This window comes from Candidatus Defluviilinea proxima (assembly GCA_016721115.1).
In the GTDB taxonomy this organism is placed as follows: domain Bacteria; phylum Chloroflexota; class Anaerolineae; order Anaerolineales; family Villigracilaceae; genus Defluviilinea; species Defluviilinea proxima.
Window position 1 is genome coordinate 4,740,294 of sequence record JADKIW010000001.1, and the last position, 18,947, is coordinate 4,759,240.

The window sequence follows — 18,947 nt, forward strand, 5'->3', positions numbered from 1 at the left end:
ACCTTCTTTTTAGTTTATGGTGTCCATTCCACCTGTAAATCATCTGTCAACGTAATAGATATTTCTCGAATAGTGACAGCGAGCTGTCCAGTGGGATATCCACCTTTACACAATTGAGTGTAAACAAGAGGCTCTTTTTCAACTTTATAGACATCCGTTAACCAACATTGGTATTCGTCACCATGAATATCCATTTGAGCGACCAGTTCCAAGGCTGGGTCGGCTTCGACGATAAATCGGTAACCCATTTCATATCCTTGTGAACCATCAACGTAGTTATGGTTTTTTGCTACGTCATCGAAAGTTGCAGTCTGGGCGGAGACAATCTCGAATTCATAACCAGCAATAGTGAAGGTTTTATTCAAATCCCATTTTTGACCATACTCTGGATTCTCGCCAACATCAAAGGTAAAGGTCATCTCTTCGGGGGTTGCCTGTGGTGGATCTGTATACATTGGCATGTAGTAAGCAATGGCTTGATCTATCACCACAGTCAACGGACCAGGTGCCGGCTTACCTTCAGATATGAACTCGAAAGAGCTACCGACTTTATGCTCGAACGGTTGCCAGACAAATGAACCGATCATGCGGAATTTTTGTCCCAGCGAGTCGATGACATAGACACTCTGCGGCATAATGGAAATTAGCGACGGGTCAGGATTCTCAACGTTGAGGTGGAAGTACAGCACAGTGTTGGAATCAGTGGGGATGATCCGCTCGAGGGTCATGTCCACTTTGGGAGTTGAAACAGCTTCAAGCAAGGGCGAGGCGGGAATGTCATCTGTGACAGCAGGCTGTGTTATTTCAATAACAGGTTCCCCCACAACGGTCCCTGATGGGATGTCAATCAAGGGAAAAGAGAGTTCCCAATTTTCAGGGATGACACTGAGGCGAGCCTGCGGAATACAGTCGAGCACAAAAGTTAGCGTGTTCACATCCGCAGGGACAACTGCATCATATGCAGGTTGCATGGCAAAAACATTTTGCGGATATTTACCAGTGTAATCACGTTCCAGCACGGTACCATCAGGTAGGCGTAAACGTGCATCACCTGATTTGTTGTACATACTGCCAGGGTTGACGCCGCCACAAAACGCGGTCGGGTTGGAACCATCTGTAGACTGCCAGCCATCATTCTCAGGCGCAATACCAGCCACTTCATATTGCAATTCCACATGGTCGGGGTATACGAACACATGCGAGATGGTCAACGTGACTCCATCGCGGGTCGTTGAAACAGGCTCTGCCAACATACGTAAGCCATTCGTGGTTTCGACCAAACCTACATCAGGCACATAACCGAACACCCGTCCAAATGCCGCGGAGATTGTCGGCACACTTACAACAAGGATGGTGAGCACAAGGGCGAAAGCCATTGCCCAAGCAGGTCTAAAAAAATTTGTTTTCATTTGTACTCGTCTCCTTACCAGTTCATTGCGTAATCGAGTTGTAAACTCAGGTGTCGCGTTGGGCGTCTTTAACGCGTTGCGAACCTTCTCTTCAAACTCAGGGGATGGATTCAAATCGTTCATGGTCACTCCATCTGGCTCTTCAAACGCGCCAGCAATCGGTACACGGTTTTCTTCACAGCATCTTCGCGTTTGCCAAGCAAGTCCGCGATCTCTACAAATGTCAGCTCGGCCACATATCGCAGGCGGATCAAGTCCTGCTCCTCTTCATTCAGTTGCTTGATGAGAAAGCGGACCTTGCTCAACTCCTCAGCACGGATCAACGTTCCAAGTGCGTCTTCGCGCTCAAGCAGTTCGCCAGCCGCCTCCAACCCAACCTCTCGCCTGTTCCTGCGCAAATGATCGTACATTTTGCTTCGAGCGATTCGAAACAACCATGCTACAAATTGGCCCTGCTCTCGATACCGAGGTAGCGCCTCGTACGCCGTGATGAACGTCTGCGACGTGACATCTTCTGCTTCGTGAGCATTTCCCAGACGGCTATATAGATAGCGATAAACAGACTGGAGGTAACGGTCATATAACCTGCCAAATGCGGTTGGGTCGCCTTTAGCGGCAGTGACCAAGTCAGGGAGCTCGTCTTGATTCATTTGTATTGTTTTCTCTGCTCTAAATCCTAACATGCAGTTCCTTTCTCTCGCGAGGTATCTAATAATGTAAATGCATTCACAGAGAAAACGTGCAGAACAACAAAAAGGGACAATAACTGTCATACTAAAATAAGGCTAAACGTTACTTCACTAGCAGGACAATTTCTTTTAGATTAGATATTAACTATCGGAAATGTCATCGTGGGTAAAAACGAAGAGCTCAAATCCCACTCCGAGCCCCTTCGGACTTTGTCCTCATGATGACATGCACAGGAGTTTCCTATGCCGATTAAAACCATCATCATGGGCGCCGCAGGGCGCGATTTTCACAACTTCAACACCTTCTTCAGAGGAAACAAGGACTATGAGGTTGTGGCATTCACTGCCACTCAGATACCAGACATTGAAGGGCGCCTCTATCCGACCGAACTGGCTGGTCCGTTGTACCCAAGCGGAATCCCCATCCGGGCCGAGGAAGAGCTGGTTGAACTCATCAAGCAACACGGTGTGCAACAGGTCGTGTTTGCCTACAGCGACGTGCCGCACGAATACGTGATGCACAAAGCGAGCCTTGTCAACGCGGCAGGCGCAGACTTCCGTTTGATGGGTACAAAGTACACACAGGTTAAGTCCACAAAGCCTGTTGTGTCAGTTTGTGCTGTTCGGACGGGATCAGGCAAAAGTCAGACAACGAGGCGCGTGGCTTCCATCCTGCAAGGGCTGGGCTTCAAAGTCGCGGCCATCCGTCACCCAATGCCCTATGGAAATTTAGTCAGGCAGGAAGTACAACGTTTTGCAAACTATGATGACCTCGATGAACACGAAACAACCATTGAAGAACGCGAGGAGTACGAACCTCACATTGATAACGGTGTGATCATTTACGCAGGCGTGGATTACGAAAAGATCCTGCGCCAGGCTGAACAGGAAGCGGACATCATTCTATGGGACGGCGGTAACAATGACTTCCCATTCTATGTTGCCGATCTACAGATCGTAGTGGCTGACCCACATCGCGCAGGACATGAGGTTGCGTATCACCCCGGCGAAACGAATGTAAGGCTCGCCGATGTATTTGTCATCAACAAAGTAGATACCGCTGACCCCGAGAAGGTAATTCAGGTGCGCGAGTCACTGCGCAGGCTGAACCCGAATGCAGTACAGATCGAAGCCGCCTCCCCACTCTTTGTCGATGACCCCGATGCGATCCGTGGTAAGCGCGTGTTGGTGATCGAAGATGGACCAACATTGACTCATGGCGAAATGGCCTATGGCGCAGGCTATGTTGCGGCACGCAGATTCGGCGCGAAGGAAATCGTTGACCCACGTCCATTTGCAGTCAAATCCATTGCGGCGACGTATGTGAAATATCCCAAGACCGGGCCCATCCTGCCCGCCATGGGATACGGCGAAGCGCAAATGAAAGATCTAGAAGAGACGATCAACAAATCGGACGTGGATATGGTCGTGATCGGCACGCCCATCGACCTGACACGCGTCATCAAGATCACAAAACCGTATCAGCGTGTGCGCTATGAATTACAAGAGATCGGCCAACCCACCCTGCAAGACATTTTGATCAAGAAGTTTGGCAAGAAATAGCAATAACAAGGCAATCCGCATAAAACGGGAGACGGATGATAGAATTTGTCCGGCTCCCGTTTTATTCATGCGGCACATTACATAACGAGATGAATGCATGTTGAAAAAAGTAATTCGATGGTTTCAATCACCAACATTCGACGGGGACGAAGAAAAGACGCGTAAAGCCGCGTTGTTGAACGTGGTGATCAATGCCTGTCTTATTGTATTACCTATTATATTTGCAGGGGTCTTTTTCAACGCCAAAACTCTACGATTTGAGACAACTCTTGTCATTGTTGCATGTGTCTGGCTGACGATCCTTGGTGTAAGGTACATCTTGCTTTCTGGTCAAACTACCATTGCAGGTCTGGCAGTCGTTACCATTCTATTTGCAAGCATCACATTGGAAGTCTATAACATTGGCACTTTGCGCACACCGCCAATTGCTGGCTACATTGTTGTGATCATTATCGCCGGGCTATCCATCAACCGTCGCGCTGTGCCGTGGATGACTTTCTTCAGCAGTCTAGCTGTCAGCTTGTTGTGGATAGCAGAAAAATACGGACTTCTCCCCACCCCCAACCAGATTGTCACCATTACACAACCGATCCTATTTATAACAATATTTTTGATCGTTGCAATCCTGTTTTCCCTTGCCCTTAAGAACATCGACAAAGCTCTGGCACATGCTCAAGAAGAACTCAACGAACGCATGCTCGCCAAAGAACGCGAAATCAACCGTCGTGAAATGATGGAGAGAGTAATTCGTGTTGGAAAAGCTGTTGCAGAGAAAACTCCCGATCTCCGCACCGCTGTATTTAAAATATGGGATGGTGTTCGAAATGGCCTTGATTTTGACCGTGTCGCCACCTTTCTTTATGATCCTGAGACCAGAATGTTCCAAGGTAGTTATGGTACAGATCGCTCAGGGAATATGTCTGAAGAGTGGGAATTGAAGTTTGGGATAGACGAAGGGAGTTCTTTTTTTCGCATTGTTCTCAGTCAACCCGATAGCTTCTTCTTTACTCACGATTACGAAACCGAACGTGGCCTTTTAAATAGGCCCGGCCATATTATGCGGGGCGTTAAATATTATGCAGCGGTTGGGGTTTGGGCAGGCGATAAACCTGTAGCGATCATCTGCGTGGATCAATTGTTATCTGGGCGGATCATATCTGATGAACAATTAGATGCATTGCGTTTCTTTGCAGGATATGCGGGGCTGGCGATAGAGAATGCCTATCTCAGCGAGCGTGAGCAACACCGTCAGAAAATGATGGAGAAGGTCATTCAAATCGGCAAGGAGGTTGCTGAACAAGTCACCGATTTTCGCACTACGTTATTCAAGATATGGGAAAGCATTCGAAATCACATTGACCTGGATCGTGCGGCGATTTTTCTATATAACGCAAACGATAGCACCATGCAGGGAAGTTATGGTACAGACCGCTCAGGGAATTTGTCTGAAGAATGGCACATGCGCTTTACACCCAGCGAAGATGGTTTTCTGCAACGTGTGATCAGCCGTCCCAATGGGTTCTACCATGCAAAAGATTATGAATTGGAATTGCGCTCCGGACTTTCTGTAGATGATGCCATGAAAGGGGTCAAACATTATGCGGCAGTTTCCTGTTGGAGTGGAAATAAACCCATAGCGGTCATTTGTGTAGATCAGCTGATCTCTGGTCGTGTCATTACAGAGGAGCAATTGGAGGCATTGCGATTATTTGCGGGATATGTGGGCCTGGCAATTGAAAATACCCGCTTAGTCGAACGTGAACAATACCGTCGAAAAATGATGGAAAAGGTAATTCAAATCGGCAAAACGGTGACAGAGCAAACGAACGACTTGCACGCCACACTTCTTCATATACGAGATAGCGTCCGAAACGAGATCGATCTTGATCGAGCCGCTGTTTTCATCTATGACAAGGACACAGATACACTGCGAGGTAGTTATGGCACAGATCGCTCAGGTAACATCACTGAAGAATGGGATATGAATTTCACACCTGATGATGGCGTGTTCCTGCACAAAGTAGTCAACCTACCCAATGGAGTTTTTCATACAGAAAATTATGAACTTGAATTTCAATTTGAGATCCCTTCAGACGATGCCATGAAAGGTGTTGCACATTATGTGGCTGTTGCCTGTTGGAATGGAGATAAACCCGTAGCAGTCATCTGTGGAGACCAACTCCTAACCGGAAGGGTCATCACAGACGAACAATTGGAAGCCCTGCGGTTATTTGCAGGATACGCCGGGCTTGCCATTGATAATGCACGTCTCAACACCGAATTGAAAGGTCGCATGCAAGAACGCGAACAATTCATACAAGAACTCGGCAATCGCAACGCGGAACTGGAACGTTTTACTTACACCGTATCACACGATCTTAGAAGCCCCATCATAACCATCAGAGGTTTTATCGGGATGCTGGACAAGGATATGAGAGAGGGGCAAAGAGAGCGAGTCAAGCAGGATATGCAACGTATCTCGAACGCTACCGATAAAATGGCGGCATTGCTCTCAGACCTGCTCGAACTCTCAAGGATCGGACGCCTCGTCAACCCGCCCGAGGAAATTGATCTTGTCCAATTGGCCCATGACACACTGGAAACTGTGGATGGCCGACTCCGTGCCAAAAACATTTCCACAAACATCTCGCCGAATCTCCCTCGCGTCAAAGGCGACCGAGTCCGCATTGGCGAAGTGTTGGAAAACTTATTGGATAACGCCGCCAAATATATGGGCGAACAAAAAGATCCACGTATTGAGATCGGCGTAAAGGACAAAGATGGCGAACAAGTCATCTATGTAAAAGACAATGGCATGGGTATTGATCCGCAGTATCTACAAAGGATCTTTGGTCTGTTCGAAAAATTGGACCCAACCAGCGAAGGCACAGGCATTGGTTTGGCCCTCATCAAACGGATCGTTGAAGTACATGGTGGGAATATCTGGGCAGAATCAGAGGGAAAAGGTAAAGGCTCAACTTTCTGCTTTACTATTCCCAGCGACAGAAATTAAACAAGTAGGCCTGCCAGATTTCCTCATGACCTGGTGAAATCTGGCAGGCCTTTAACTTTTACAACTTCAAGAATACCGCCGCAACCGTAAAGACTGAAGCCAGCACGATCACCACCGAACTAACAACAGCAAAGTTTTTCTGAAAACCATTATTGACAAACTCCCCCATCAATTCACGATTACTGGTCAGGTTGATGAGGAAGTAAAAGACCAACGGCAAAGCAATGGCATTGATGATCTGCGTCACCAGGGCAACCTGAAAGAGCGTCACGTTGCTGACAAGCACAAATACAGTTGCGACCAACAATTGGGCAATATACAGAATATAGAATGTCTTACTCTCCTTGAACGAGTCGTTCAAACTGCCAGAGAGGCCGAAGAATTCAGCAAAGGCATAGGCCGTTGAAAGCGAAACGATCACAAGCCCCATAAAACCCGCGTTGAGAATGCCAACCGCAAAAAGTTGTGAAGCGAGCTTCCCCGCAAAGGGAGCAATCGCCATCGCGGCGCGTTCTCCTGAATCCAATACAATGTGATTGGCGAAAAGAGTCGCGGCCGTAGCGACAATCATGAAGAACGAGAAGAAATCTGTGAGGAAGGCACCCCAGTAGGTTTCCATCTGGGACAACCCCACTTTGCCTTTTTCGATCTTCTTGTCATATGCAAAGCTACTGATGAAGAACTGTCCCCAGGGGGTGATCGTGGTTCCCAGCACGCCCATGCCGATGATCAAATAATCCTTCAGATAAGAGGGAGTGAACGTTACACCATGAGGGTACACCAAATTCGAAAGCGCTAATCCCCAATCAGGTTTAGCCTTGACCGCCGAGAAAATATAGACGAAGAAAAAAACACATGCGAACAACATGATGGACTGCGTGATCTTGTAGTTGCCGCGTGTGATCAACACAAAGGCAATGATGACGATCGCGATTACTGCAGGAATGGGTGGAATGCCGAAAATACCACTAGTCGTTTTTACAGCGGAAAGTTCTGTGATGAGCGTGCCAATGTTCGCCAGCAACAGCGTACCAAAGATAAATACAGAAGCTCGCACGCCATATCGCTCACGGATCAAATCCGCCAGCCCACGGCGGGTGATAACGGTCAGGCGCATGCCCATCTCTTGTGTGATCGCCAACAATAATGTGATAACTGGCAGTATAAAAAGGATCGGGTAACCCAGTTTCGCACCGGCAATGGAATAGGTTGCAACACCACCTGCATCGTTATCTGCCATGGCGGTGATGGTCGCAGGCCCAAAGACCGCGAGAATGAGCAATATTTTTTTCCACAAGGACGACCAAAACGATCGATTGCGGTTGATGATGGTTGTGGTGTTCATAGGTATTGGTCTCCTTTCTAACGATAAAAGCGCGGCAGGCGTTTCTTCCACGCGGTGGGAATGATCTTATCGAGGGCATCATCTGCAGTGACAATGCCATGCATCACATTTTGTTCGTCCACAACAGGGATGGCGATCAGGTCATACTTCGTGATAACCTGTGCAACTTCATCCTGGTCATCGTTCAAATTGACACTCTTCACACGGTCTTCCATGAATTCTTCCACACGCGCATGAGGGTCAGCAAAGATCAAATTGGACAAGGAAAACACACCCAGCAAATGATCGGTTGTATCGGTGACGTACACATAAAACAGCGTCTCTGCATCTGTGGCGGTTTCGCGCAAAACCTTGATGGCTTCTTCAGCAGTAACGTTAGGCGGTACACACGCATATTCGGTCGTCATAATACCGCCCGCAGAATCTTCATCATACGAGAGCAGTTTCTGCATCTCATCCGAATCTTCTTTGTTCATCAAGGCGAGCAAATCGCGACTGCGCTCTTCGGGCAACTCTGCCAGCAGGTCAGCGGCTTCGTCTGGTTCCATCTCTTCGAGAATGTCTGCTACTTTTTCATTGGACATGTTCTCGATCAGATCAGCCTGAAATTCAGTTTCGACTTCCATCAACGTATCAGCGAGCTGTTCCATGTTGAGGGCTTCGAGCAACTGTCCGCTTTCGAGTTTGTTCATGTCGCTGAGAATTTCAGCAACATCGGCAGGATGTAATTCAGAAATACTTTCGACCGGTACGCGTAATCGCATAAAGGGATCGTGGCGCAGGAGTTCCACATCGTCCCATGAGATAAATATCTGCGGGGCTGGCAGGCTGAAGGTCGAAATGAGGCGTTGGGTTAATCCTGCAACACCCAATCGGCGCAGAATCCCCATCATGCCAATATCCACATTGCCCACGTATAAAGTCCCATTGACACGCACCAATTCCAGATCGTTCACACGTACCACGCGCGCGCCATCTGTATCAATGATCTGTTTATCGAGAACATCACGCGAAAGAAAAATATCGTTGTCCGTCGGGTGATATTGTGGAATATCCTCCACGTGACATCTTAACGGGATCGAGGGCGCGAACAACGCCATCACCATTGCATACGGCACCATGATGATTTTGTTCCTGTCCTTGATCACCACCGCATCCACAATGGGATGAACGGCATCCGCAAGCTCGCGTGCGATCAGATCTTCCAATTTCCCAATGTAATGACCATCCATATCGGTGATGGTGTGACCGAGTATTTCGCTCAAGAAAGCCATAAGAACCTCCGTGTTATTTTCAACTTACCTTATCTTAGCCAAAGAGAGCAATGAGTTCTTTGAGTTTTTTTCTCTGGACTCTCTGTGGCTGTGTGGCAAACATTTGACTTTGTGACGGAGACGAAAAAAATCGCCTCCGTTTGAACGAAAGGCGATTCATACTCAAGCTGTATCCTGTTTCTGTTCCCCCAAACCTTGGCCACACCGATTTATTTCACGGCGCACTCACACACAGGCAGAGATGACCCAGCAAACACAGGTAAACAGAACGATACGAATCGATTTTTCGTTCGGAAAAGAAGTTTCGTTTATTACTTCCCGCGTCCACGCGAGCATCTCCTTGCATCATGTGTTTAGTTTTGCGTTTGCTTCACATGCTGGCAAAATGAAAACCTCCCGTTATAGAACCAGGAGGCATGGACCAAGTGTGTAGCAAAACACCGCCTCACTGGTTGAGCTTCAGCACTGTACATCGTAGGGAATTGCTTCCCAGCCACTTTGAGCAAAGCCTTAATCCGACTCCGCCTGGTCTACCCCTTGGCGTCTTTCGACGTTTCAGGGCAATGGCCTGTGTATCATACAGCCGCCTGGCCTAACGAGGACTATTCAAGTTACATGAGCGGTTATACACCCGCTTAATAAAGGTTGTCAAGAATTTCACAAAAGGTTGAAAACAAGCACTTCATTCTACATGCAAGACGCGCATCAACACTTTACGCACATGCGGACGTGAGCGATGCTCGAAGAGATAAATCCCCTGCCATGTCCCCAGCGACAAATTCCCCGCATCCACTGGAACCGTGAGGCTGGTGTCCGTCAACATCGCGCGGATATGGGATGTGGCATCATCTGGGCCTTCGAGATCGTGTGTGTACCACTGGTCCCCTTCTGGGACGAGGCGCTCCATAAAAGTTTCAAGGTCAGCACGAGCAGTTGGGTCCCAGTTTTCGCTCAACACTAGCGATGCACTCGTATGTGGCAGAAACAGGAAGCACATCCCTTCGCGCACATTCCAAGTCCGCAACTGCGCACGGACAGTTTCGGTGAAGTCATACAGTCCCTTGCCATGGGTGGAGATTTCGAGTGTAGTTTTGTGCCAGATCATAATGAGGGGATTATAGCAGTGTGACGATATAAAGTTGCAAAATTCTTGAAGAAACGAAGTGACAGTCACCTCGCAGGTGACTGTCACTTTTATTTTCCTACACTATATGTATTTCAGCTTACTAAAAAGATTTCAAACTGACCGTAAATATCGTACCCTCGTTTAATATACTTTTGACGTGAATTGTTCCACCAAGCTCTTCCACAATTGATTTTACGATATAGAGGCCAATTCCACTGCCAGGGATCTCAGCGATGGTCACGTTTTTGGCGCGGTAGAAGCGCTCGAATAAATGAGGGATGGCTTCGTCAGGGATTCCTACACCATGGTCCCTGATCTCCACTTGAACACTGGGACCGTTTTGCGAGACACTGACATCAACTGAACCTCCCGCCGGTGAAAATTTAGCCGCATTGTTGAACAGATTGATAAAAACCTGCTGTAACCCGCTTTTATCTCCCAAAATTTGTACAGGTTCCGACCCGGTCAAAAGTTTAATTACAACCTTCCGCTTATTGGCAATTGGCTTGACTGCTGTCATCGATTCTTCCAAGACAGGTATCAAATCCATTGGAACGGTTTCCAGCTTCATCATACCGCTCTCGAGCCGTCCTGCGATCAATAGGCGGTCGATCAGAACCTTTTGGCGATTCAACTCCCCTACCAGAGTGCGCCAGTATTCGTCCAATTCTTCAGGTGTGCCACCTTCCTGAATCAGGTCAACCATAAGAATCGCTGATGTCAACGGAGTCCGCAACTCATGGGAAGCACGGTTGATAAAGTCAGACTTCATCTCGTTAAGCTTTACCTGTTCCGTAATATCCCGTATGACGATCAAAGCCTCGTCCAGGTTAATGGGGTAAAGTCGTGATTCATACGTGCTGTTGCTATAAGGGAGACGGAATCCTTCTACAAAATGAGATTTTGTAAATCCCTGAGTATTTGACTTTCCAATGATCGTTGCGACAATCTCTTCAGGCCAGGTTTCTGACAGTTTCTTTCCGGAGATCATGTCACGATGAACATACAACGGATGTTCTGCATTAGCACTGTAATCAAGAATTTCCCCGTCTACACTTATGCGGATCAACAGGTCCGGTAGAGCGTTCAACATGATCCGATTGCGCATCTCATTGAGTTTGATCGTCTCTTCATAGAAATTTCTTTGTAACGCTGAACCGATCAAATCAGCGGCCGTCTGCGCCGCATCCGATTCTGATAATGACCACAACAGGTTCTTCTTCTCATCAAAGAATCCCAGGTACCGCCATAAGCCGGGGTGACCGTCAATCGGAACAGAGACAAACGACGGCATGAAAGAAGCGTCGGTTTGGCCATTCGCATCTCGCAACGAAAAGTGTTTTCCGCGAGTATTCAATATGTCTGGCACAAATGGGTTAATTACGGCAGATAGATCAAAGGCCGGTATGCTTGCGTCGGTCCACTGATATAAAATTTCAACATATGGCTTCGCGGAGAATGTATTAATCTCAAATATGGAACAACAATACACACCCATTGCCTGCCCCAGAGACTCCAACACTTCAGGGATCTGAGTATGTATGTTTAATGCACGTAGAAGTTTTGCTGTTGCTGTATTTAGAACCGAAAGAATCTGAGCCTGCCGCTTAAGCATTTGCTCGGCAGATTTTCGCTCGGATATATCGCGTGCAATACTTTGAATATAGGATGGATTGTTTTGCGCATCATAGATCACCGATGTGCTAATCTCGACAGGGAGAGTGGAACCATCTTTACGCTTTAGAATACGCTCATAGAGATTTGACTGTCTTTCAGAAACCTGCCCATGACCCAACGCATCATCCTGCGACATGATGTTACTAACAGGCGTACCCAACAATTCGTGCTCTTCATATCCCAAAAGGCTCAAAGCCTGTTGGTTTACTGCTATATAGCGAAAGTCCATACTAATGATAAAAACGCATTCCCCAGTTTGCTCAAACAAAGCGCGATAATGAAAATCATCCCCTAACAATCCATATTGCAATCCGGTACGCGTTTTAGACGGTACAGACACCTTCTGCAAAGGAATGGTCTTTTCATCCATATGAAATATCTTCGGGTCCAACCCCCGGCAAGAATGCTTCTACACAAAAACCTGTTGGTGTATCAATAAATGAGACACCACCGCCCAAATTCGAGAACACGGCCTTGGCAATAGTCAAGCCAACTCCCAAACCTTCATACTTCCGATTATCGCCTCTACTAATCTGGTAATTTCGCTCGAAAACCTTTTCATACAAATCAACAGGAATACCTGGCCCTTTATCTTTAACAACGATCCTTGTATCCCCATTGAGTTCTGTTCTTATGGCTAATATTACTTTCTCATTATTCGGGCTAAACTTGAAAGCATTGTCTACAAGGTGTACCAAGGCATGCACAAATTCACGGCGCGGCGCTTTGATCTCACCTTCGACCTTAATGTCTGTTACAAACTCCAATTCCTTTGTCTTATATCGTTCCAGACGTTTTTGAGTCGGCAAAAGAATATGATTGTTCACATCAATGGATTGTCGAATTTTATTGAGGCTACCATGATCAATATTTGTCAGCATAATAAAGTCAGTGACAAGTGATTCGAGACGGTCAACATTGGTCAATGCAGAGCGTATAAATTGAGTCTGTTCCTCAGGATCGTTGAACTTATTATTAATAAATAGTTCCAAAGGCATGATGATATTCGCCAACGGAGTGCGCATTTCATGCTGGAAATTTTGAAGGATCTCCTGCTTCAATTTAGCCATATCTTGATTGGCGCTCTCCCACGCGGCATCCCGACCTTTTGTCTGCTCCACCTTCACACGCCTTAATACCGCCTCGATCCTTACCAGCAATTCTTCAACGACAAAAGGCTTTGCGATGTAGTCATCAGCGCCATCGCGAATCCCAGCGACGCGGTCATCCACGCCATTTCGAGCCGTCAAAAATATAAACGGTATGGACGCAAGCTTTGGATCCTGACTCATTAGCCTGCGCAACTCAAATCCATTAGGAGGCGGCATCATAACATCCGAAAGGATGAGATCAGGCAACACTGCAGTAGCAATTTGCAAACCTTCGGCCCCATCAGAAGCCGTGACTACATCATATCCCTGGCGCTTTATTTTCGCGGCTAAACCCAACCGTAAGGCTGGCTCATCGTCAACGATCAAGATTGTTGAATTTTTACTCATGGGCCTTTTCCCGTTTTTTTACTTCTTCAGTTTGATGGAGGCTTTGTGTTGTCCCCATAGATTTACCAGCGATTTTGGGGCTGTTATCTACGAACATAATATAAATATTTGCCAGAGAAATCAAGTCGCCGGAGTTAAGAGCACAGGCATCCACTCTCCGTCCATTTACAAAAGTCCCACTAGTCGAGTTTTTATCGTGCAATACGTAGCTCCCATTTTCATTGATGATCTCAGCATGAAAACGGGAAAGAAATTCCTCATGAAAGACAATGTCATTATCTAAAGCACGGCCAAATGTTGTAATCTTTTTCTCTAACGGAATGACCTGTTTATTAATAACAAGAAATACGCCTTGATGATAGGGTGTTTCGTTATTGCTCATACCATAAATGATAAGTCAGGGGTATGGCATTGGAAATACAGGGATTCCCCATTCCAAATACAGGGACTTTACAAAAACGATAAAAAAGCACCGTTTTTAATGCTTTTTACACTTCTTTCTTTTTACCGAAGCCAATGATCCCAGCAAGCAAAATGGAAAAAGCGATCAACAACGCGGCAACAACTGTGCTATTTTGCTTGATCTGTGAGCCCAATGGCACCGAAGGGATCGTCACTGTAACCGAGGGAGTGTTCGTATGAAATGGGATTGCAGTTGGGTAGCTCGTGGAAGTGGACGTGATCAATACCAACGGAGTATCTGTTATCGGTGCAGGTTGCGTGGCTTTTTTCTGGATAAGAAGTTTCCAACCAGGGACAATATTATCGTCGGGAAGCCCGTTCAATCGCTTGATATCTTCGATATGCACATGATACAGTTCAGCAAGAGTCCATAAGGTCTGGCCATATTGCACTTCGTGGATGACATCCCCATCCAGGCGGGCCGTACTAACAGCAACAGGGACAGAGTATTCAAACGGTACACCGCTTGCCGCAGCCACTGTCCCCATACCAGAATATGCAACTTGCGTCTGTACAATTCCCGTCAACATAACGGAAGCACCATATTGCATCTGTCCGCTTTTGGTCTGAAGGGCAGTCTCAAGGACTGCGATCCCCCCTGCAATACCTGCCCCAATATCACTGCGATAGGGCGAAAGCATGGTGTTGGTGTGTATATCGTCACTCAACCACATAGCTACCGCGTCGCTTGCAGTTCCGGCAGGGCCCCAGTTCTCAGAACGATATCCATCCAGTGACAAGTCACCCGAAAGCGGATATCCAAGAGAAAGTAACCATTGCCCTAATGTCAGTCCGTTAGGGCGCCAGTGTCCGGGCATACCATTTGCGATCCCCTCTGCTTCCGTTTGCGCAACTTGCATCAAGACTGGATGAGCGTTTAACGCATTTAATCCGTGTTCCAAGCGTAAAGCATTGACCGCCTCAATCAAACTCGCAGGCGTGATTGGGATGAGGTCAGGCGTCAATGTTGTTGTTGGTTCAGGCTCTTGAGCATAAACCGTCTGCTTATGAATGGGAGTTATTCCAGCAAACAGGATCAGAATTACAGAAAGAAATAGAAAACAAGTGATTTTACGCATATAAACCCTACAATTATGCCTGTTTATAAATATGTTACACCAAAAGCAAAAAAGTAACAGGGAGATTTTTGTTTGCTCGCTTATAATAAGGTTCTTACTTCACTAAATACAGTAAGGGTGCCTCTTTTAGCTCTCCATCCATTCTCGTTAAGTCGCCCCTACACTACTCAAAAGGATATTTATAAATGACAACTCTTGCACCAACACTTTCCAACCGCTACTTCCCTCGTACGACGGAATGGGTTCGTAGTTTGTTCCTCATTGTTCTGGGTAGTTTGCTCCTCGCAGGGCTGGCTCAGATCGAGATCCCCCTCATGCCTGTACCCATCACAGGGCAGACTTTTGGCGTTCTGCTCATCGGTGCAGCATTAGGGTCAAAGCGCGGCGCGGCTACAATGATCCTCTATATCACCGAAGGCGCGATGGGACTTCCCTTCTTTGCGGGCGGTGCAAGCGGACTTGGTATTCTCACCGGTGCGACAGCTGGCTACCTCGTTGGATTCGTCGTGGCGGCTTATGTTATAGGTTGGCTGGCAGAACGCGGGTTGGAAAGAAGCGTACGTACTTCCATCATCCCATTCCTCGCAGGCACGGTCATCATTTATATATTCGGCGTTGCATGGCTGTCCACAGTGGTGGGCGGCTTGGGCAAGGCTATCGAGTTCGGTATGCTTCCGTTCCTGTTCGGTGATGCGGTCAAGTTAATTCTTGCTTCACTGGCATTACCCTCGGCATGGAAGTTAGCAAAGGAATAAATGTTCACAGACCAGGTAGAGATTTACGTTCGATCAGGCAAAGGCGGCGATGGCATGGTGCACTTCCATCGCGAGAAGTTCATCACGCATGGCGGGCCCGATGGCGGCGACGGCGGTAAAGGCGGCGATGTTGTTTTTGAAGTAAGGCACACGCTCAACACGCTTTCGGCCTTCAGCCAGAATCAAAAATTCAAGGCAGATGATGGCGTTAAGGGCGGGCCTTCGCAAAGGTCTGGCAAGTATGGCAAGGACCTCGTCATCCCTGTGCCGCCCGGCACGCTCGTGTATGACGCGGATACCGGCGAGCTCATCGGTGACCTGACCGAACGCGGGCAACGACTCATCATCTGCAAAGGCGGGCGCGGCGGACGCGGGAATCAACACTTTGCGACTTCGAGGAATCAAGCGCCTCGCACTGCTGAAAAAGGCGAACCCTACGAAGAGAAACGCGTCAAACTGGAATTGAAGCTGATCGCTGATCTTGGGCTGATCGGCGTCCCGAACGCTGGCAAATCCACATTGCTCACTGCGCTGACGAATGCCAAGCCGAAGATCGCTCCATATCCATTCACAACACTCGAGCCGAATCTCGGTGTGGCTGAAATTGACGTGAACACAACTGTCGTACTGGCGGATATCCCCGGTCTCATTGAAGGCGCCTCAACAGGCGCAGGGCTTGGGCATGACTTTTTGCGTCACATTCAACGCACACGTGTATTGATCCATTTGCTCGATGGCTTATCCGATGATCCCATCGCAGACTACAGTCAGATCAATACCGAGTTATCTCTCTTCGATCCGAATTTGGGGAAGAAGCCTCAGGTAGTAGCGCTCAACAAGGTGGACCAGCCCGAAGTCCAGGAAAGACTCGAGAAGATCCAAAAGGAATTCAAGAAGCGCAAAGTGGAGTTCATGACCATATCCGCTTTGGCACGCACGAACACACGCGACCTGTTGATCAAGGCATATCAGATCTTGCAAGAAACACCGATGCCAGAAATTGTCGAATTGCCGATGCCGGTCTACAAACCAAAAGAAGACCCGCGCATATTCGAGATCACACGTGAAGGTGAGAATGAATGGCGCATCAGTGGTGTTGCCATTGAACGCGCCGCGAAGATGACCTACTGGGAACATGACGGTTCCGTGCGCCGCTTTCAAAAGATCCTTGATACGCTCGGCATCAAAGATGCTTTGCGTAAAGCAGGTGTGCAGGACGGCGATACGGTAGCCATCAATGATTTTGAATTGGAGTGGCAGGAATAGCAGGCTGAATGCCCGAATCCACTTTTCACGAATTGCTCGAGGCATGTGGACAGTCAGGTTGCCCGGTCTGTCGACTCGAGTCTCGTACGTTGGAACGATATGTTGGCAATCTTTTTTATGAAAGCGTCAACGATGTAAAAACTCGTGAGCATTTGCGTGGGAGTCTGGGGCTTTGCCGTGAACACGCCCAACTCACCGTGGATAAGAAACTGGGCAACGCACTTGGCTTCGCGATCATCTATCAAGATGTGATCAAGAATATTTTGCGAGGCATGGAAAAGGATGCAACACCGCCAACCAGCACACGCCGGTTGGCTTCCTTCTTAAAACAAATGCCAGAGCAGGTCAGTGCCGCAGTGCAACGGGTTATATATGCGCTCACGCCACACAAGCATTGCCTTGTCTGCCAGCAACAGGAAAAAGCTGTCCAAATTTTTATTTCGGCATTGGTAAGCAGTTTGAGCGACCCTGAAACAGCCAAAGCATTTCAGGCTTCAGATGGACTTTGCATTCCACATTTGAAGAAAGCCCTTGAATTAGTACGAGACTCTTCCACCTATGATCTATTGCTCTCGGTAAATCGAGAAAAATTGGAAAGCCTGAATGCGGAACTGGCAGAATACATCCGCAAGAGTGACTATCGCTTCCAGCATGAAGGTTTTGGCACAGAGGGTGATTCGTGGCGGCGTGCCGTCAACAAATTAACAGGGGATAGAATATACAAGAACAAAACGTCTGAGGAATGAACATATGACACCATCCAGGCAACGCGTATTGATCATTGGCCTTATCGTTCTGGGAATTCTGACCGTGGGCTTTTTTGGCCTGCGCGCCATCCACGCGTTTCGAGAATTTCGCAGGCATGGACCTCCCCCTCCTTTCGGAGCTGCCGAATCTCAAAAAGTTGAAACAGATGTGGAACTGATTCGTGACTGGATGACCATTCCCTATATTTCCATGACCTATCATGTACATCCTAGAGATCTCTTCAGAGCGCTTGACATTGATCCCAAAGGCAATGATGAGAAAAGCCTCAAACAATTGAACGACGAATTCTTCCCAGATCGATCGAACTATGTACTTGAGACGGTTAAAACCACCATCTTAATAAAACAACCTCCCACGCCACCAGCCACTCCGTAGAATGAACTGCACATGTCTGATTTTATACTCACTCAAATCATCAACTATGGCGCCCCGCTCATTGGGTTGATCGTGTTCATCGGCGCCTTGGGGATTCCGTTACCTGGAACATTGACCATTATTGCGGCCGGGGCATTCGCCAAACAAGGACTGCTCACCTGGAGCTCAGCCGCATTGATCGCACTCACATTTGTTGTGGTTGGTGATTGCCTCAGCTATGCCATGGGACATTATGCTCGTGAACCTATTCTACGCCGTTTTCAAAACAACAAAAACTGGACACAGGCCGAGTCAACCTTCAAACGCTGGGGTGGCATGGCTGTAGTGTGGAGTCGTTTCCTCGTCACTGGTATCGCCATCCCAGTCAACTTGATCGCAGGCACAAGCGGATACGGCATTCGCCGTTTCCTCCTCTATGACTTGATCGGTGAAGCGATCTGGATCTTCGGATATGGTGGGTTAGGCTATCTATTTGGCGCAGAATGGGAAGTCATCAGCAATTTGATAAACAATGTCAGCGGTCTTGCATTGGGTCTTGTCTTTTTAGCAATAGGCGTGTGGCTGGGGGTAAGAAGATTGAGAAAAAACAGCCTAGCTACTTCTTCAGCAGAATCGCCAGACGCGACAGGCATACAGTAAACTGGCTG

General features: G+C 47.7%; 16 protein-coding genes. 7 read left to right on the plus strand and 9 right to left on the minus strand.

The features are described from left to right. Window positions 1–14 precede the first annotated feature (14 nt). Both IPP66_22060 and IPP66_22065 read right to left on the minus strand, forming a co-directional pair. Entirely contained in the window at window positions 15–1,409 is a 1,395-nt protein-coding gene (locus tag IPP66_22060; protein ID MBK9927966.1) for a hypothetical protein, read from the minus strand. A gap of 125 nt (window positions 1,410–1,534) precedes the next feature. Then, on the minus strand, window positions 1,535–2,059 hold the full coding sequence (locus IPP66_22065; GenBank protein ID MBK9927967.1) for a sigma-70 family RNA polymerase sigma factor: 525 nt from the start codon (window positions 2,057–2,059) through the stop codon (window positions 1,535–1,537). Between the two features lie 282 nt (window positions 2,060–2,341). On the opposite strand from IPP66_22065, the gene IPP66_22070 reads away from it, so the two are divergent. Then, window positions 2,342–3,661 carry a GTPase gene (locus IPP66_22070; protein MBK9927968.1) on the plus strand — a complete coding sequence of 440 codons (1,320 nt, stop codon included), beginning with the start codon at window positions 2,342–2,344 and terminating at the stop codon, window positions 3,659–3,661. A gap of 1,255 nt (window positions 3,662–4,916) precedes the next feature. Beyond that, entirely contained in the window at window positions 4,917–6,674 is a 1,758-nt protein-coding gene (locus IPP66_22075; protein ID MBK9927969.1) for a GAF domain-containing sensor histidine kinase, read from the plus strand. A 58-nt stretch (window positions 6,675–6,732) separates the two neighbouring features. On the opposite strand, the gene IPP66_22080 is transcribed toward IPP66_22075, so the two are convergent. The 7 genes from IPP66_22080 to IPP66_22110 form a co-directional block, all read right to left on the minus strand. After that, window positions 6,733–8,019 (minus strand): divalent metal cation transporter, encoded by a 1,287-nt coding sequence (locus IPP66_22080; GenBank protein ID MBK9927970.1) that lies wholly within the window; start codon window positions 8,017–8,019, stop codon window positions 6,733–6,735. A gap of 17 nt (window positions 8,020–8,036) precedes the next feature. Next, a complete protein-coding gene (locus tag IPP66_22085; protein MBK9927971.1) occupies window positions 8,037–9,293 on the minus strand; it encodes a magnesium transporter in 1,257 nt (418 codons plus the stop codon). A gap of 682 nt (window positions 9,294–9,975) precedes the next feature. Continuing rightward, window positions 9,976–10,398 carry a YjbQ family protein gene (locus IPP66_22090; GenBank protein ID MBK9927972.1) on the minus strand — a complete coding sequence of 141 codons (423 nt, stop codon included), beginning with the start codon at window positions 10,396–10,398 and terminating at the stop codon, window positions 9,976–9,978. 121 nt (window positions 10,399–10,519) lie between these two features. Continuing rightward, window positions 10,520–12,466, minus strand: a complete 1,947-nt coding sequence (locus IPP66_22095) for a PAS domain S-box protein (GenBank protein ID MBK9927973.1) — start codon at window positions 12,464–12,466, stop codon at window positions 10,520–10,522. Next, window positions 12,459–13,595 (minus strand): hybrid sensor histidine kinase/response regulator, encoded by a 1,137-nt coding sequence (locus tag IPP66_22100; GenBank protein ID MBK9927974.1) that lies wholly within the window; start codon window positions 13,593–13,595, stop codon window positions 12,459–12,461. Before IPP66_22100 ends, IPP66_22095 begins: the two co-directional genes overlap by 8 nt. After that, the gene (locus IPP66_22105) at window positions 13,588–13,977 is read right to left on the minus strand and encodes an FHA domain-containing protein (protein MBK9927975.1); all 390 of its coding nucleotides are present in this window, start codon (window positions 13,975–13,977) and stop codon (window positions 13,588–13,590) included. The genes IPP66_22100 and IPP66_22105 overlap by 8 nt, the downstream gene beginning before the upstream one ends. A 106-nt stretch (window positions 13,978–14,083) precedes the next feature. Beyond that, window positions 14,084–15,136, minus strand: a complete 1,053-nt coding sequence (locus IPP66_22110) for a LysM peptidoglycan-binding domain-containing protein (GenBank protein MBK9927976.1) — start codon at window positions 15,134–15,136, stop codon at window positions 14,084–14,086. Between the two features lie 185 nt (window positions 15,137–15,321). On the opposite strand from IPP66_22110, the gene IPP66_22115 reads away from it, so the two are divergent. From IPP66_22115 to IPP66_22135, 5 genes are read left to right on the plus strand one after another with little or no spacing between them, the layout of a single operon-like run. Then, a complete protein-coding gene (locus IPP66_22115) occupies window positions 15,322–15,891 on the plus strand; it encodes a biotin transporter BioY (protein ID MBK9927977.1) in 570 nt (189 codons plus the stop codon). After that, the gene (gene obgE, locus IPP66_22120; protein ID MBK9927978.1) at window positions 15,892–17,157 is read left to right on the plus strand and encodes a GTPase ObgE; all 1,266 of its coding nucleotides are present in this window, start codon (window positions 15,892–15,894) and stop codon (window positions 17,155–17,157) included. It abuts the gene before it with no gap. 8 nt (window positions 17,158–17,165) lie between these two features. Next, on the plus strand, window positions 17,166–17,903 hold the full coding sequence (locus tag IPP66_22125) for a hypothetical protein (protein MBK9927979.1): 738 nt from the start codon (window positions 17,166–17,168) through the stop codon (window positions 17,901–17,903). A gap of 4 nt (window positions 17,904–17,907) precedes the next feature. Then, window positions 17,908–18,300, plus strand: a complete 393-nt coding sequence (locus IPP66_22130) for a hypothetical protein (protein ID MBK9927980.1) — start codon at window positions 17,908–17,910, stop codon at window positions 18,298–18,300. A 12-nt stretch (window positions 18,301–18,312) separates the two neighbouring features. Beyond that, window positions 18,313–18,939 (plus strand): DedA family protein, encoded by a 627-nt coding sequence (locus IPP66_22135; protein MBK9927981.1) that lies wholly within the window; start codon window positions 18,313–18,315, stop codon window positions 18,937–18,939. Window positions 18,940–18,947: the final 8 nt, after the last annotated feature.

What these genes read in the sequence shown, in the direction of transcription:
- IPP66_22095 (MBK9927973.1), bottom strand. Translation starts at nt 12,466, where the DNA reads ATGGATGAAAAGACCATTCCTTTGCAGAAGGTGTCTGTACCGTCTAAA.
- IPP66_22085 (MBK9927971.1), bottom strand. Translation starts at nt 9,293, where the DNA reads ATGGCTTTCTTGAGCGAAATACTCGGTCACACCATCACCGATATGGAT.
- IPP66_22090 (MBK9927972.1), bottom strand. Translation starts at nt 10,398, where the DNA reads ATGATCTGGCACAAAACTACACTCGAAATCTCCACCCATGGCAAGGGA.
- IPP66_22065 (MBK9927967.1), bottom strand. Translation starts at nt 2,059, where the DNA reads ATGAATCAAGACGAGCTCCCTGACTTGGTCACTGCCGCTAAAGGCGAC.
- obgE (MBK9927978.1), top strand. Translation starts at nt 15,892, where the DNA reads ATGTTCACAGACCAGGTAGAGATTTACGTTCGATCAGGCAAAGGCGGC.
- IPP66_22125 (MBK9927979.1), top strand. Translation starts at nt 17,166, where the DNA reads ATGCCCGAATCCACTTTTCACGAATTGCTCGAGGCATGTGGACAGTCA.
- IPP66_22110 (MBK9927976.1), bottom strand. Translation starts at nt 15,136, where the DNA reads ATGCGTAAAATCACTTGTTTTCTATTTCTTTCTGTAATTCTGATCCTG.
- IPP66_22075 (MBK9927969.1), top strand. Translation starts at nt 4,917, where the DNA reads ATGATGGAGAAGGTCATTCAAATCGGCAAGGAGGTTGCTGAACAAGTC.
- IPP66_22080 (MBK9927970.1), bottom strand. Translation starts at nt 8,019, where the DNA reads ATGAACACCACAACCATCATCAACCGCAATCGATCGTTTTGGTCGTCC.
- IPP66_22115 (MBK9927977.1), top strand. Translation starts at nt 15,322, where the DNA reads ATGACAACTCTTGCACCAACACTTTCCAACCGCTACTTCCCTCGTACG.
- IPP66_22135 (MBK9927981.1), top strand. Translation starts at nt 18,313, where the DNA reads ATGTCTGATTTTATACTCACTCAAATCATCAACTATGGCGCCCCGCTC.
- IPP66_22070 (MBK9927968.1), top strand. Translation starts at nt 2,342, where the DNA reads ATGCCGATTAAAACCATCATCATGGGCGCCGCAGGGCGCGATTTTCAC.
- IPP66_22130 (MBK9927980.1), top strand. Translation starts at nt 17,908, where the DNA reads ATGACACCATCCAGGCAACGCGTATTGATCATTGGCCTTATCGTTCTG.
- IPP66_22060 (MBK9927966.1), bottom strand. Translation starts at nt 1,409, where the DNA reads ATGAAAACAAATTTTTTTAGACCTGCTTGGGCAATGGCTTTCGCCCTT.
- IPP66_22105 (MBK9927975.1), bottom strand. Translation starts at nt 13,977, where the DNA reads ATGAGCAATAACGAAACACCCTATCATCAAGGCGTATTTCTTGTTATT.
- IPP66_22100 (MBK9927974.1), bottom strand. Translation starts at nt 13,595, where the DNA reads ATGAGTAAAAATTCAACAATCTTGATCGTTGACGATGAGCCAGCCTTA.